The organism is Pseudomonas sp. Pse79, from assembly GCF_024519615.1.
Lineage (GTDB): Bacteria > Pseudomonadota > Gammaproteobacteria > Pseudomonadales > Pseudomonadaceae > Aquipseudomonas > Aquipseudomonas veronii.
Window position 1 is genome coordinate 42,173 of the sequence record NZ_JALJRR010000014.1, and the last position, 14,174, is coordinate 56,346.

The 14,174-nt window shown below is 61.3% G+C and carries 11 protein-coding genes and 1 pseudogene; 6 read left to right on the forward strand and 6 right to left on the reverse strand.

Annotated features, from left to right (window positions below):
* Positions 1 to 146: 146 nt before the first annotated feature.
* From NR164_RS18370 to ssuD, 3 genes are all read right to left on the reverse strand, one after another.
* Complete coding sequence (locus NR164_RS18370; RefSeq protein ID WP_256823069.1) at positions 147 to 1,319, reverse strand: acyl-CoA dehydrogenase family protein; 1,173 nt, start codon at positions 1,317 to 1,319, stop codon at positions 147 to 149.
* Between the two features lie 78 nt (positions 1,320 to 1,397).
* Positions 1,398 to 2,243 (reverse strand): amidohydrolase family protein, encoded by an 846-nt coding sequence (locus NR164_RS18375; protein ID WP_256823070.1) that lies wholly within the window; start codon positions 2,241 to 2,243, stop codon positions 1,398 to 1,400.
* On the reverse strand, positions 2,240 to 3,385 hold the full coding sequence (gene ssuD, locus NR164_RS18380) for an FMNH2-dependent alkanesulfonate monooxygenase (RefSeq protein WP_169881871.1): 1,146 nt from the start codon (positions 3,383 to 3,385) through the stop codon (positions 2,240 to 2,242). The genes NR164_RS18375 and ssuD overlap by 4 nt, the downstream gene beginning before the upstream one ends.
* 433 nt (positions 3,386 to 3,818) lie before the next feature.
* Between ssuD and NR164_RS18385 the strand changes: the two genes are divergently transcribed.
* The 6 genes from NR164_RS18385 to NR164_RS18410 all read left to right on the forward strand — a co-directional run bounded on the left by NR164_RS18385 (position 3,819) and on the right by NR164_RS18410 (position 10,773).
* Entirely contained in the window at positions 3,819 to 4,910 is a 1,092-nt protein-coding gene (locus NR164_RS18385; protein WP_256823071.1) for an AMP-binding protein, read from the forward strand.
* Between the two features lie 8 nt (positions 4,911 to 4,918).
* Entirely contained in the window at positions 4,919 to 5,719 is an 801-nt protein-coding gene (locus NR164_RS18390) for an ABC transporter ATP-binding protein (protein WP_256823072.1), read from the forward strand.
* 2 nt (positions 5,720 to 5,721) lie between these two features.
* Positions 5,722 to 6,603: a branched-chain amino acid ABC transporter permease gene (locus NR164_RS18395; protein WP_256823073.1), complete on the forward strand. Its 882-nt coding sequence runs from the start codon at positions 5,722 to 5,724 to the stop codon at positions 6,601 to 6,603.
* A 22-nt stretch (positions 6,604 to 6,625) separates the two neighbouring features.
* Positions 6,626 to 7,693 (forward strand): branched-chain amino acid ABC transporter permease, encoded by a 1,068-nt coding sequence (locus NR164_RS18400; RefSeq protein WP_256823074.1) that lies wholly within the window; start codon positions 6,626 to 6,628, stop codon positions 7,691 to 7,693.
* A 48-nt stretch (positions 7,694 to 7,741) separates the two neighbouring features.
* Positions 7,742 to 9,070 (forward strand): ABC transporter substrate-binding protein, encoded by a 1,329-nt coding sequence (locus tag NR164_RS18405; protein ID WP_256823075.1) that lies wholly within the window; start codon positions 7,742 to 7,744, stop codon positions 9,068 to 9,070.
* A gap of 350 nt (positions 9,071 to 9,420) precedes the next feature.
* Entirely contained in the window at positions 9,421 to 10,773 is a 1,353-nt protein-coding gene (locus tag NR164_RS18410) for an OprD family porin (protein ID WP_256823076.1), read from the forward strand.
* A 104-nt stretch (positions 10,774 to 10,877) separates the two neighbouring features.
* On the opposite strand, the gene NR164_RS30595 is transcribed toward NR164_RS18410, so the two are convergent.
* From NR164_RS30595 to NR164_RS18420, 3 genes and pseudogenes are all read right to left on the reverse strand, one after another.
* Complete coding sequence (locus NR164_RS30595) at positions 10,878 to 11,672, reverse strand: methyl-accepting chemotaxis protein (RefSeq protein ID WP_372340299.1); 795 nt, start codon at positions 11,670 to 11,672, stop codon at positions 10,878 to 10,880.
* Between the two features lie 63 nt (positions 11,673 to 11,735).
* Positions 11,736 to 12,752 (reverse strand): annotated as a pseudogene (locus tag NR164_RS30600) (cache domain-containing protein); the annotation flags it as partial.
* Positions 12,753 to 12,981: 229 nt separating this feature from the next.
* A complete protein-coding gene (locus NR164_RS18420; RefSeq protein ID WP_256823078.1) occupies positions 12,982 to 14,136 on the reverse strand; it encodes a Fic family protein in 1,155 nt (384 codons plus the stop codon).
* Positions 14,137 to 14,174: the final 38 nt, after the last annotated feature.

Genomic DNA, 14,174 nt, shown 5'->3' on the forward strand with positions numbered 1-14,174 from the left:
TGGTTTGAGGGGGTGATTGCATGGTTCATGCCGAGTGCCAAAGGCCCGTAATGCCTGGGTTTTGTCGGTTCCTGGGGCTGGCGGCCTATCACTGGAGCAACACTTTGTTGTTCTGGTGAACGGTGGCGAACACCCGGCGCGTGTGGTCAGGAATAGAAACTCGGTGTCGGCGGTTTTTTCTTCAACGCCCATTCGCCGAGTTCGCGGATGCGGTAGTCCACCGGGTCGTGCAGGGTCTGGGTCCGCAGGTTGCGCCAGTAGCGGTCGAAGCGCCGCGAGGCGTGGGTGGCGCGGGCGCCTGTCACCTCAAACAGCCTCGAACTGAGGTCCAGGCCCACTCGCGTGGCGTGGACCTTGGCGCTGCCGATGGCCAGGGCCAGGTTCGCCCGTTCCTCGGCGCTCAGTTGTTCGCCGCGGTTCCAGGTCTTGTCGAACAACGCATTGGCCCGTTCGGCCAGGGCGCGGACTGCCTCCAGGCCGGCCCAGAACTCGCCGTAGTGGGCCAGCACATACGGGTCGTCGACCGCCCGCTCGACCTCGGACTTGAACCAGGCACGTGCTTCGTGGGTGGTGTAGTGCTGCGCCTGCTCAAAGGCGCCTTCGGCAATGCCGAGGAACAGGTTGACGAACGTCAGTTGCGCCAACAGCGGTCGCAGCCCGGAAAACACCGTGCTCAGCGGGCCCGGGTCCAGCAGCAGTTCATCTTCGGCGACCCGCACGCGTTCGAAACGGGCGCTGCCGCTGTCGGTCTGGCGTTGGCCCATGTTGTTCCAGTCGTTGAGCAGGGTAATGCCGGCGCGGTCGGTGGGGATCGCGGCGATCAGCAGTTTGCCTGTGCCACTGTCCTCCAGCGCCGAGGCGATCAGGCGGTCGGAGTCGCTGGCCCCGGAACAGAAGCTTTTCATCCCGGTGAACTCGCGCCCGCCGTCCACGCGCGTGGCCACGGTGCGGGTGTCCAGCGGGTTGAGCGCGTTGCCCCAGAACCAACGCTGGCGGACCGTCTGTTCCAGCCAGGGCTGCCACTGATCGGGCCGCGAGAACAGGCGCACGGTGGCGAGCATCAAGTGTTGGAAACCGAACACGTGGGCCATCGAACTGTCGACCTTGGCGAACTCGCGCACGATGTTCAGGGTGTCGCTCCAGCTGGCGCCGAGGCCGCCGAATTCACGGGGAATACTCAGGGTCAGCAGGCCGCTGTCGCGCAGGGCATCACGCTCGCGTTTGGGTGTGCCGCCGCGTTCGTCGCGCTCGACAGCTGTACTCGCCCAGTCGGCCGCCAAACGGCGGGCGACCTGCACAGGATCGTTGGGGGTGGTCACAGGGGAACTCCTTGCAATGGAAAACAACGCCGGGCCGGCCTGGGTGGCGGTCGGTCCCAGCGTGTGGCGCGACGTGTTCTACAACCCGAACAGGCGGGCGGCGTTGCCATAGAGGACGTTGTCGAGCACCTCGGGTCGCAACCCCAGGCGCAGGACATCCTCGATGGATTGGCGAATCGGGCGGAACGGATAGGACGAGCCGAACAACAGCTGCTCTGCCAGAAAGCTGTTGGCCGCTTGCACGTAGGCTTCGCTGCCGGGCTGGAACAGGTACATGTCCGGCACCAGGTAGATGTTCGGGTAGCGAAAGGCCACGCCGAGCGCTTGCTGCACGTTGGGCCAGTAGCCGTGGTAGCAGACGATCGCCAACTGCGGGAATGCCCGGGCGACCTTGGCCAGGCGTTCGGGGTTGTTGAAGGCGGGGTCCGGGGTGGTTGGCCCGCTCATCAGAAACAGCGGAATACCGCGTGCCTGCAAATGCTCGTAGATCGGCCAGTACAACGGGTCATCCGCCTGCCTGGCCGGTTCGCCAAACCCCGGCTCCAGGTCGATTCCGGCCAGGCCCAGCGCCGAGATGGCGCGCTCGATTTCGCCCAGTGCGCCGTCGATACCCTGCAGCGCCGGGTCGATGCTGGCGATGCCGAGCAGCTCAGCGTGGTCGCGCACGATGCTGTGAATCAGGTCGTTGGGCAGATGCTGGCCGGGGGTGTGCCGACCGACCACCACCGCCCGGCTCAACCCGGCGTCGCGCACTTCATCGAGAAACCCCTGGGGTGTGCGCGAGCGGGCGAAGTGCTCGTCGTCGCCACGCGTGCCCACCCGCCGGTTCAGCCAGCGGGCGGTGGCGGTCTCGGCGCTGCCTGGGGTGGCGCCGAAAAAATCGTGCAGGTACGCCGGGCGGCAGCGCATATCAATCACGTTCATGCCGTGGCCTCTTCCTTGGCCGATGTATGGCCGGCCCGCACGTCGAACGCGCCGCCGGTGAGTACTTGGTCGCGGACCGTGACAGGCTGTTTGCCCAACAGCGGGAACACCAGTTCGGCAAAGCGGAAAGCCTCTTCCAGGTGCGGGTAGCCGGACAGTACAAAGCGGTCTACGCCGAGGTCGGCATATTCCTGCAGGCGCTTGGCCACGGTCTGAGGGTCGCCCACCAGCGCCGTACCGGCGCCGCCGCGCACCAGGCCGACACCGGCCCACAGGTTGGGCGAGACCTCGAGCTTGTCGCGCTGTCCGCCATGCAAAGCGGCCATGCGGCGCTGACCTTCGGAGTCCATCTTGGCGTAGTTCTCTTGGGCGTCGGCGATCACATCGTCGTCGAGGTGGCTGATCAGCTCTTCGGCCGCCGCCCAGGCCTGCTCGTTGGTTTCACGCACGATCACATGCAGGCGCACGCCGAAATGCAGGGTGCGGCCATATTTTTTCGCGCGCTCGCGCACATCGGCGATCTTCGCGGCCACGGCCGCCGGCGGTTCGCCCCAGGTCAGGTAGGCGTCGACCTGTTGTGCCGCCAGCTCATGGGCGGCCGGGGACGACCCGCCAAAATACAGGGGCGGGTGCGGTTGCTGCACGGGTTTGAAGAAGTTCTGCGCGCCTTCGACGCGCACATGCTTACCGGTGAAATCCACCACCTCGCCACTGAGCAAGCGACGCCACACGTTGAGGAATTCGCCAGCGGCTTCGTAGCGTTGGTCGTGGTCGAGGAAAATACCGTCGGCGGCCAACTCGGTGGCATCACCACCGGGCACCACGTTGAGTAACAGGCGGCCGTTGCTGGCCTGGTCCAGTGTGGCCGCTTGACGGGCCGACGCCGTGGGGTTGCCCAGCGAGGTGCGCAGCGCCACCAGCAACTTCAGGCGATGGGTGACCGGTACCAGGCTGGCGGCGGTAATCCATGGGTCCAGGCAACTGCTGCCGGTGGGAATCAACACCCCGTCATAGCCCAGGCTCTCGGCGGCGACCGCGATTTGCTGCATGTACTTATTGGTGGCCGGGCGGCCGCTGTCGGATCGGCCCAGGTAACGGGTGTCGCCGGAGGTGGGCAGAAACCAAAAAATATCAAGACTCATCAACATGCTCCTCGCTGCAAAAATAAGAAGCCCGCTGCCTTGGGTAAGGTAAGACGGCAGCAGGTTGTGCAACGCAGGGCCGGCACGGCTCTAGGGAGGCGCTTGTTGGAACAAGTCTGTGGCTGTGGCCGATGGTTCTGAAGGAGCAAGCATCGTACCAACCCATCAACTTATTGATTTGTAAGGTGATTGTTGTTTTTTGGCGAGACGCTGAGTGTCGCTGGAGGAGAGGAAGTGTTGAACCACTGTTGCCTGGCAGACAGTTGTGCACAAAGCGGGAAGTGTTCGCAGGGCAACAGGTGTTAAGCAGGCTGTGCCGAATCAATACATGATTGTGCTCGAGGTTTTTATATAACTAATTGATAAATAACGATTTAAACCTTGGCATGGAGACTGCAGAAGGGCCTGTATAGCACTCTGAAGGAGAGTCCCCATGGCCCAGACACTGCCTCTGGCGTTGTTACAGCAAGCCCAGGCCCGAGGTGCGGCGATTGCCCTGCGCTACAAGCGCCTGGGCATCTGGCATGCGCGCACTTGGAGCGAGTTGACGCAGGAGGTCAGCCGCCTGGCGGCAGCCCTGCATCAGCGCGGGTTCAGTCGCCACGACGATTTACTGATCATCAGCCAGGCCCGTTCCGAAGCCTTGTTACTGGCCCTGGCCGCGCAGTGGCTGGGCGGCAGCGTCACCCTGCTGGACCCCGAACGCGACAACCGCGCATTGCTGGCCCGGCTGCGCCCGAGCTTCGTGCTGGCCGAAACCCTGGAGGCGGTGCAACAGGTCGGTCATGCCGATCGTGCGCCCCCGGTATTGCTGTTCCTCGACGGGCGCGGTCTGAATGCCGGTGACGGGAAGGGGTTGAGCGCTTACGCCGATTTGTCCGCTGGCGTGGCGGCGGAACCGCCGGCCTGCGCCACTGACTCCGCAGCCGTTGCCTTCGTGTTCCATGCCGATACGCACGGGCCTTCCCTGCGGTTGAGCCATGCGCAATTGCTGGGGGGCGCACGCAAGCTGGTGGCGCGCGAGCAACTGAGCGGCGCTGAAGAAGCCTTGGCCGCCCGCGTGTTCGCCGCCAGCGGTCAGGCGCGTTACCTGCTGGCGCCCTGGCTCTGCGCCGGGTTCTGCCTGAATTTCCCGGAAGCCATGGCCACGCGCGACACCGATCGCCGTGAATTGGGGCCAACCCTGGTGCTGGGCACGCGTGAGTCCTATGCCCGTCTGGAGCTGTGGGCCCGAGAGCGCCTGCCGTTGCCCGGCACGCTCGCGCATCGGGTGTACCGCTGGGCAATGACGCCGGATGCCCAGGGTTTGCGCCGCTGGCTCGGCTACTGGCTGGTCCGCAGACCCTTGCTCGATGTGTTGGGCATGAGCCGCCTGCGCGTGCCGTTGCTGGTCGGGCCCGCGCTGAGCCAAGAGAGCGCCGCTTTCTTTGGTGCTTTGGGCATCCATCCGGGCGCCTGGCAGGAACCTTCCGCCCGGCCGGAACGTGCCGAGGCCCACACCCATCTGATTTCTCACTCCGTCTGACGAGCCCCATGAGCGCAACCACTGAATCCGAATTACTGCGGCTCGATGACATCTCCCTGTCGTTCAAGGGCGTCAAGGCCATCACCTCCATCAGCTTTGCCGTGAAGGCCGGGGAAATCTGTGCATTGATCGGCCCCAACGGCGCGGGCAAAAGTTCGCTGCTCAATGTGATCAATGGTGTCTACCAGGCCCAGAGCGGCAGCATCACCTATGCCGGACAGGCCCGGCGGCGCATGCGCCGGCACCAGGCCGCCGAGCGCGGTATTGCGCGGACCTTTCAAAATATCGCGCTGTTCAAGGGCATGAGCGTGCTCGACAACGTGCTGACCGGCCGCAACCTCAAGCGCCGCAGCAGTTGGGTCGAGCAGATGCTGCGCCTGGGCCGTGCGCCTCGCGAGGACGACGAGCAGCGCCTTCACGCCGAACACATCATCGAGTTTCTGCGCATCCACCCCTGGCGCCATGTGCTGGTGGGCACGCTGCCTTACGGTTTGCAGAAACGCGTCGAGCTGGCCCGCGCCCTTGCTGCGCAGCCCCGGTTGCTGCTGCTGGATGAACCCATGGCCGGCATGAACGCTGAAGAGAAGGGCCAGATGAGCCAATTCATCCGCGACATCAACCGCGAGTTCGGCACCACCGTGGTGTTGATCGAGCACGACATCGGGGTGGTCATGGGCTTGTGCGACCACGTGGTGGTGCTCGATTACGGCCGCAAAATCGGCGATGGCACGCCCGAGCAAGTGCGCGCCAACCCCGATGTGATCGCTGCTTACCTGGGCACGCGGCGTTCCCGTGCGGAGAGCCATTGAACATGCAATTTTTCTTCGAAGTGCTGATTGGCGGGCTGCTGGCGGGCGTCATGTACTCCCTGGTGGCGATTGGTTTTGTCCTGATCTACAAGGCCTCCGGGGTGTTCAATTTCGCCCAGGGGGCGATGGTGCTGTTCGCCGCGCTGACCTTTGTCAGCCTGCTCGAACGCGGCTTCCCGTTCGTGTGGGCCTTTGTCATCACCCTGGCGAGCATGGTGGTCCTGGCGCTGCTGATCGAAAAAATGGTGCTGCGGCCGCTGGTCAATCGCGCACCGATCATCCTGTTCATGGCCACGCTTGGGCTGTCCTACCTGATCGAAGGTTTTGCGCAGTTCCTGTGGGGCGCTCAGGTCCACGGCCTGGAGTTGGGCATCGCCGATGAGCCGTTGGAAATCCGCGGCATGCTGCTTTCGCAGTTCGACCTGTTCGCCGCCGGAACGGCCGCCACACTGGTGATCGCCCTGTCGCTGCTGTTCAACCGGACCCGCGTCGGTCTGTCGCTGCGCGCGGTTGCCGACGATCCGTTGGCGTCCCTGGCGATTGGCATCCGCCTGCCACGCATCTGGGCGCTGGTCTGGGCGGTGGCGGGTTTTGTCGGGCTGGTGGCCGGGTTGCTCTGGGGCGCTCGCCTCGGGGTGCAGTTCTCCTTGTCATTGGTGGTGCTCAAGGCCTTGCCGGTGTTGATCATCGGCGGTTTTTTCTCCATCGGCGGGGCGATTGTCGGCGGGCTGATCATCGGCGCGGCGGAAAAAATCGCGGAGATTTACCTCGGCCCGATCATCGGCAGCGGCATCGAAAACTGGGTGCCTTACGTCCTCGCCTTGCTGTTTCTGTTGGTGCGGCCTGCCGGGTTGTTCGGCGAGCGGGCGATCGAACGGGTCTGATTTTCTTTCAAGGAATGCCTCCATGCTTTATCGAGAAGCCGGTCAACTGAGCACCTCTTATGCGATGGAACGGCGCACGTTCCGCTTGCGCCAGGACCGCGTGGGCTTGTGGCTGCTGTTGGGGTTTGCCTTCATTGCGGTGCCCTGGCTGGGCAATGACTATTGGTTCAGCGCGATTCTGTTGCCGCTGCTGGTGCTGTCCCTGGCGGGGCTGGGGCTGAACCTGTTGACCGGTTATGCCGGGCAGTTGTCCCTCGGGGCGGCGGCGTTCATGGCGGTGGGTGCGTTCGCGGCCTACAACCTGCAATTGCGCGTGCCGGGTTTGCCGTTGCTGGTGAGTTTCGCGCTGGGCGGGGTGATCGCTGCGCTGGTGGCCGTGGCCTTCGGGCTGCCGAGCCTGCGGATCAAGGGTTTTTACCTGCTGGTGGCGACCCTGGCCGCGCAGTTCGTGGTGGAGTGGGTGCTGACCCGGTTCAGTTGGTTTACCAACGACAACGCTTCCGGGGTCATCACCTCGCCACCGCTGCTGATCGCGGGGCTGGATTTCAGTTCGCCCCGTGGGCGTTATCTGTTGACCCTGACGGTGGTCGTGGTGCTGTTCTGGCTGGGCAAAAACCTGGTGCGCAGCGAGTTGGGCCGCAACTGGATGGCCGTGCGCGACATGGACACCGCAGCCTCTGTGATCGGCATCCGCCTGTTCAAGGCCAAGCTACTGGCGTTTGCCATCAGTGGCTTCTACCTGGGGGTTGCCGGTTCGCTGTGGGCGTTTGCCTACCTGGGCACGGTGGAGCCCCACGGCTTCGATCTCAGTCGCTCGTTTCAAGTGCTCTTCATCATCATTATCGGCGGCCTGGGCAGTGTGCTCGGCAATGTCCTGGGCGCCGCTTTCATCGTGCTGTTCCCGATTCTGCTGGCCAACCTCTTCGGGCTGTTGCCCGGTGGGCTGATCGATTCCGGCCAGTTGGAAAACCTGCAGAAAATGCTCTTTGGCGCGTTGATCATCGCTTTTCTGATCAAGGAACCCGAGGGCCTGGCCCGACTGTGGCAACGCTTTCGCCAACGGGCGCGGATCTGGCCGCTGCGTTACTGATTGTTCTCATCCCTGACCCCCATCCTTCGTTCACGAGGAACTGCCTTCATGACTCTCACACCGCTGCGCCGCCTGCTATTGGGCCTGGCCTTGATCACCGCCGGGCTCAGTGCCGGCGCTCACGCCGACAACGAACAGTACTTCCCCTTGCAGAGCTATCGGGTCGGCCCCTACGCCGCCGGTGGCACCGGCTTCTTCGGCGGGTTTATCGACTACCTGCAATACATCAACGCAAAAGGTGGGGTGAACGGCGTCAAGCTGACCTGGAGCGAGTGCGAAACCGAGTACGTGGTGGAGAAGGGCGTCGAATGCTACGAGCGCCTCAAAGGCGGCCTCAACGGCGCGCCAGCCGCCGCGACCAACCCGCTGTCGGTGGGCATCGCCTACGCGACGCTGGACCGTTCGACGGCCGACAAATTGCCGCTGATCACCATCAACCACGGCCGCACCGATTCCACCGACGGTAGCGTGTTCCCTTACGTGTTCCCGCTGCAGCTCAACCCGTATTCGGAAGTCTCGGCAATCATCAACTACATCGGCACGCGCGAAGGTGGGGCGGACAAACTCAAAGGCAAGAAAATCGCCGTGCTGTACCACGGCTCGCCGTATGGCAAGGAAACCAATGGCGTCTTGGAAACCCTGGCGAAAAACGCTGGTTTCGAACTGACCCTGCTGGAAGTGCCGCACCCCGGCAACGAGCAGCAATCGCAGTGGCTCAATATCCGTCGCCTCAAGCCGGACTGGGTGATCCTGCGCGGTTGGGGGGTGATGAATCCGGTGGCGCTGAAGTCGGCGCAAAAGGTCGGTTACCCGGTGGATCACATCATCGGCAACATCTGGAGCAACTCGGAAGAGGACGTGGTGCCGGCAGGCGCGGCCGCCAAGGGCTTCATTTCCATCACCACGCACCCTTCCGGGACGGATTTCCCGGTGCTGCAGGGCATCAAGCAAAGCGTGGTGGACGCCGGCAAGGGCAACCTGGCCGATCCGAAGCGTTTCGGTACGGTGTACTACAACCTCGGTGTGGTGAACGGCATTCTCAACGTCGAAGCCGTGCGCCTTGCGCAGGCCAAATACGGCGCCAAACCGTTGACCGGCGAGCAGGTGCGTTGGGGCTTCGAACACCTGAACCTCGACGATGCGCGGTTGCAGGCGTTGGGCGCCAAGGGCCTGGTGCAACCGTTGAAGTTGTCGTGCGCCGATCATGAAGGCGGCGGCGCGGTGCGCTTTCAGCAATGGGACGGCCAGCGCTGGAACCTGATCAGCGACTGGGTCCAGGCCGACCGTGCGTTGCTGCGGCCGATCATCGAGGCTTCCGCGGCCCAGTACGCCAAGGAAAAAGGCATCAGCCCGCGCAATTGCAGCCAGGAGCAATAAGGTCCGTTAAGCCAGAGTCTGCAAGCCAACCCTCCCTTGTCGAGGGGCGAGCGGGTCGTTGTTTTCTACGAACAGTCGATCCCCGCCTTGCGCGGCGTAACCCAAAGGAAAGGCCACAAGCCTTTCCTTTTTTTTTGTATAGGCGACAGCACAAGTTCAACTTGTGCCAAGTGTTTGCAGTGCAACAGCGGACGCGCAAAGTGCGGATTAATACATGCGATAAATAGTGGATAACTTTATTTAACTAATTGAAATATAAGTATTTATTGTATTGGCATGATTTTCGGAATGTTAAGGCAGGATCAGCATTTTTTGCCGCCCTCCCTCCTTAACAGTTTGAAGAGAACAACATGCGTAAAGTAGCTGCTTTGTCTGCGTTTTTTGCCGTTACCGCGCCCGGTTATTCATGGGCCGCCAGTGATAAAAATGAAAATGGATTTATTGAAGACAGCCATTTGAACATTCTCAACCGGGACTTCTATTTCAGTCAGGATTTCCGTAATGGCAGCAGTGCAACCAACCCTCACACGGGGACGCGCCAGAGCCGCCGGGCGGAATGGGCCCATTCGGTCATCGGGCGCTTCGAATCCGGCTTTACCCAGGGCCCCGTGGGGTTCGGGGTCGATGCTTACGGGCAGTTCGGGGTCAAGCTCGACGGCGGTGATGGCGTGGTGGGCAACGGTGTCGGCGGGCCGGGGTTGATTCCGCGCAAAGGCGATAACAACGGCGAGCCCAAGGATGAGTGGGGCAAGGCCGGTGGCGCGGTCAAGGTGCGGGCGTTCGATACGGTGGTCAAATACGGCGATGTGTCCCCGACCAGCCCGGTACTCCATGCCGGTGATATCCGCCTGTTGCCGCAAACCCTGACCGGTCTGATCTTCGACAACACCTCCATCGCCGGCTTGAAGATCGAGGGCGGCAAACTGACGGCGTCCAGCGATCGCAGCGGCGTCAACCATAGCGGTGACCTGGGCACGGTCTACGGTGGTCGCTTGACCGGGGCGGATAATGTCCAGTACCTCGGCGCGGATTATCGCTTCAACGACAACTGGAGTTTCAAACTGCACACCAGCCGCCTGGATAACGTCTGGAACCAGTCCTTCGCCCGGGTCGACTTCAAGCAACGGCTGACCCCCACCGTCACTTGGGATACGGGGCTCAATTACTATCGCACCCGCGACAGTGGCGACGCCCTGCTGGGTAAGATCGATAACGACAGCTGGAGCACGCACCTGGGGCTGAATGTCGGATTCAACCGTTTTCTGCTGGCATACGAGCAAGTGCGCGGTGACTCGCCGTTCGACTATGTGTGGAACACCTACGACCTGGAACTCGACAACGCTTCCCAATGGTCAGACTTCAACAACCCCAACGAACGCTCTTGGCAGGCCAGTTATACCTATGACTTCGCCGGGTTAGGGCTGCCGGGGCTGAGCCTCACGGGCCGTTACCTGCGCGGTGACAACATTGATGGCACGCGAGCAACGGGCGGCTACACTGCGTTCAACAGCGTCAGTGACGGCAAGCACTGGGAGCGTGATTTCTGGGCGAGCTACATCGTTCAGAGCGGCCCGGCAAAGGACCTGAAGCTCCAAGTACTGCAAGCGACGCACCGGGTGGGAGGCGATTTCGGTAACTACGACGCCAACGTTGACGAGCTGCGGGTCATCGTCGAATACCCACTGGATTTGCGCATGCTGTAACCGCGCCATCGGTGGCATGGCAGCAACAAAAAGCCCGCGCGAGGCGGGCTTCTTGGGGATTCATAGGCGGCCGTGGACGTCTATGGATCGGTGCCTGGAACCGGTCAGATACGGAAACTGCCCACCAGATGCTTCAAGCGTGCCGCCTGCTGTTCCAGGTCGGCGCAGGCGCGCAGGGTCGACTGCAGGTTTTCCACGCCTTCCTGATTGAGCGTGTTGATTTCGGTGATGTCCATGTTGATCGACTCCACCACCGAGGTCTGCTCCTCGGTGGCGGTGGCGACCGACTGGTTCATCCCATCGATCTCGCCGATGCGCTGGGTCACGCTGCTCAAGCGTTCGCCGACCTGGTTGGCGATCTCTACGCTGTCGAGGCTGTGGCGCTGGCTTTCGCCCATGGTGTTGACCGAATCCCGGGCGCCGACTTGCAGCTCCTCGATCATCGTTTGCACCTGTTGCGCCGACTCCTGGGTGCGGTGCGCCAGGTTGCGCACTTCATCGGCCACCACGGCAAACCCACGCCCGGCGTCACCCGCCCGGGCGGCTTCGATGGCCGCGTTGAGCGCCAGCAGGTTGGTTTGCTGGGAGATGCTGGTGATCACTTCGAGGATCTGCCCGATATTCACCGTTTTGCTGTTCAGCAACTCGATATTCGTACTCGATGCGCTGAGCATTTCCGACAGCTGATTCATTGCACCGATGTTGCGCTCCACCACTTGCTGACCCTGCTCGGCCATCCCGCGCGCGTCGCTGGCCTGGTGCGAGGCCTCAGCCGCATTCCGGGCTATTTCCTGAGCCGCGGCCCCCAGTTCGTTGATGGCGGCGGCCACACTGTTGGTTCGGCTAGCCTGTTCGTCGGAGTTGAGCATGGATGAGTTGGAGGCGCTGACCACGCGCATTGCCACTTCGTTGACGTGCTCGGTCGCCGACGAGACCTCTCGGATCGAGGTGTGAATACGTTCGACAAAACGGTTGAACGCATTGCCCAGCATGCCGAACTCGTCATGCGTGTGGATGACCAGGCGTTTGGTGAGGTCACCTTCGCCTTGGGCAATGTCCTCCATTGCGCGGGTCATCGCGTGCAGCGGTTGGAGCAGTACGCGGATCAGCAGACTCAGCAGGACGATGATGATGACCACCGCAACGATGGTGGCAATCACCGCCGAATAGCGAAACTTGCTCAGCGTCGCGTAAGCCTTGTCTTTATCGATAGACAGGCCGATGTACCAGTTGGCCGAAGGGAGACCTTTGATCGGTGCGAAGGTCAGCAAGCGGGCTTGCCCGTTGACTTGGACCTCGGTCAGCTCGCCGGAAAGTTTCGGTGTGTGTGTAGGGTACAAATCCGAAAGCGACTTCATGACCAGCGCTTTGTCCGGATGGACCAGGATCTTGCCCTGATCGTTGACCAGGAAGGCATACCCCATGCCGCCAAAGTTCAACGAGTTGATGATTTCCACCAGGCCATCCAGCGCCAGATCGCCGCCGACCACGCCGATGTTGCTGGAAACCTTGCTGATGACACCAATGACCATCTTGTTGGTGGCCATATCGATATAAGGCTCAGTCAGCATGGCGCCGCTGGCGTTCATACCGTCCTTGTACCAAGTCCGGGAGCGCGGGTCATAGCCATCGGGCATCTTGGTGTTCGGACGAATACTGAAGCTGCCGTCGACCTTGCCTAGGTAGTCGGTGAGAAAACTTGAGGTCAGGACGCTTTCATCCATCAGCGTCTCGGCATTGGCAGGCTCCCTGGCAATGTTCTGCGCCAGGTTCGTCACCAGATTGATCCGCCCCTCCAGCAGGTTGCGAATATTGGTGGAGGTCGACTCACCCATTTCAGCCAAATAGTTTTCCAGGCTGGTGCGGGTGGCATTGCGTTGTAGATAGTCGTTGTACAGCGTGAACAGGGTGAAGGCGAGCATCACTATCAGCGACACGGCCAAAAGAATTTTATGACTGAAACGAAGGCTTTTATTCATGGCGTATTGAGTTCGCTAGGTCTTTTGCGGGGACTGTGGAAGCGTATCGGCTGGAGCCTGGTAAACCTTGAGATGCGAAGAGTCTGTTTACTGCGACGGAGGAAGGTAAAGGGGGCAAGGAGCGACCGCCAGAAACAACAAAGCCCGCAGGAGGCGGGCTTCTTGAGGGGCGTCATAGACTGCTGCACAGCGGCGGGGGATTTCCGCTCATTCGGTCTTTAATCGATGCTCAGGGTCTTTCCAGCGGCTCAGGTATGAAGCCTTGCTCCCTGAGGGACTTGATTACACCTCGAATGAGATAGTTGTTGGAAAAACCGATCGTGTACTGCCTCGCGCCTGCGTTCAGCGGTAGAAGCATCCCTTGGTCCACCAGCTTTTTGATCAGGTAAGTCCGTTGATTGCTCGACTGCTGTGGGAGTACGGATGCTACATCTGCCGATTTTACGACCTTCAGTTTTATTGCGGCCAACAGCACTGCTTCCTCTGTCTCCGTGATCCATTTGCGTTCGCGTGCGAAGGCCACGGCAGGCACGAGTATGCATTTGGTCAGGTATGCGTAGTCTGTGAGGCGATCGACTTTCTCCAGCTCCTCACGAACCCCTTCCAGCACGTAGGTACACCACGCCTCCAGTCCGTCCTTTGTTCCTTTGTCGGCGGTGGCAAGCATTGCGTAATAGCGCTCACGATCGTTGCAGAATACCGCCGTAGGATTCAGGACACGGCCACCGGCGTTGACGTTGAAACCATACTTGATCAGGAGTGCGTAGGTTAGCAGCCTGACCACGCGGCCATTGCCATTGCCGAATGGATGTATCCATCCAAATCTATGGTGAGCGAGCGCAACCTTCATGAGGTCGTATTTCGGGGGAGCTTCGTGATTCACGAATGCGACAAGTTCCTGCATATACGCTTGAACGTGGATGAAGTCAGGAGGCTGGTGATCAGACTGAGATATTCTGACCTCTCCACTGCGATAGGCTCCGGGCGTTTTGTCGCCCTCACGCACCAGATCGTCGACGGTCATCGCGTGCAGCTCTCGAATCATCTGCTCGGTCAGCGCTGCGCCGGGCGCCATGATCCGCTCAATGTAGTCCATCGCCTTTTCAATATTGGCCACCTCGCGCAACGGGTCCGTGTCCTGGACCTTACCTTCGACCTTGCTGTCTATATAGTCCGCCAACGTTGTGTGGTTGCCTTCTATGCGGGCAGAACCGAGGCTTTCCAGTGCATGGAAAAGCGATTTGAGTTGGTAGAACACCTGCGGCGGCGTATCACCTTCAAGCCTTAGGCGACGCAGATGCTCCAGTTCGCTCAGTACATCGACAAGGTCCGAGTCAAAGGACGGATTGAGAAGCTCAAGGTCGTGATGGATAAATGTAGGCATATGGAAAGATATCTCAAGCCGGCCGAAAGGTTATCTTG

Bases quoted from the DNA above. Each gene is read 5' to 3' on its own strand.
- NR164_RS18375 (WP_256823070.1), bottom strand. From the start codon at position 2,243: ATGAACGTGATTGATATGCGCTGCCGCCCGGCGTACCTGCACGATTTT.
- ssuD (WP_169881871.1), bottom strand. From the start codon at position 3,385: ATGAGTCTTGATATTTTTTGGTTTCTGCCCACCTCCGGCGACACCCGT.
- NR164_RS18385 (WP_256823071.1), top strand. From the start codon at position 3,819: ATGGCCCAGACACTGCCTCTGGCGTTGTTACAGCAAGCCCAGGCCCGA.
- NR164_RS18390 (WP_256823072.1), top strand. From the start codon at position 4,919: ATGAGCGCAACCACTGAATCCGAATTACTGCGGCTCGATGACATCTCC.
- NR164_RS18395 (WP_256823073.1), top strand. From the start codon at position 5,722: ATGCAATTTTTCTTCGAAGTGCTGATTGGCGGGCTGCTGGCGGGCGTC.
- NR164_RS18400 (WP_256823074.1), top strand. From the start codon at position 6,626: ATGCTTTATCGAGAAGCCGGTCAACTGAGCACCTCTTATGCGATGGAA.
- NR164_RS18405 (WP_256823075.1), top strand. From the start codon at position 7,742: ATGACTCTCACACCGCTGCGCCGCCTGCTATTGGGCCTGGCCTTGATC.
- NR164_RS18410 (WP_256823076.1), top strand. From the start codon at position 9,421: ATGCGTAAAGTAGCTGCTTTGTCTGCGTTTTTTGCCGTTACCGCGCCC.
- NR164_RS30595 (WP_372340299.1), bottom strand. From the start codon at position 11,672: ATGCGCGTGGTCAGCGCCTCCAACTCATCCATGCTCAACTCCGACGAA.
- NR164_RS18420 (WP_256823078.1), bottom strand. From the start codon at position 14,136: ATGCCTACATTTATCCATCACGACCTTGAGCTTCTCAATCCGTCCTTT.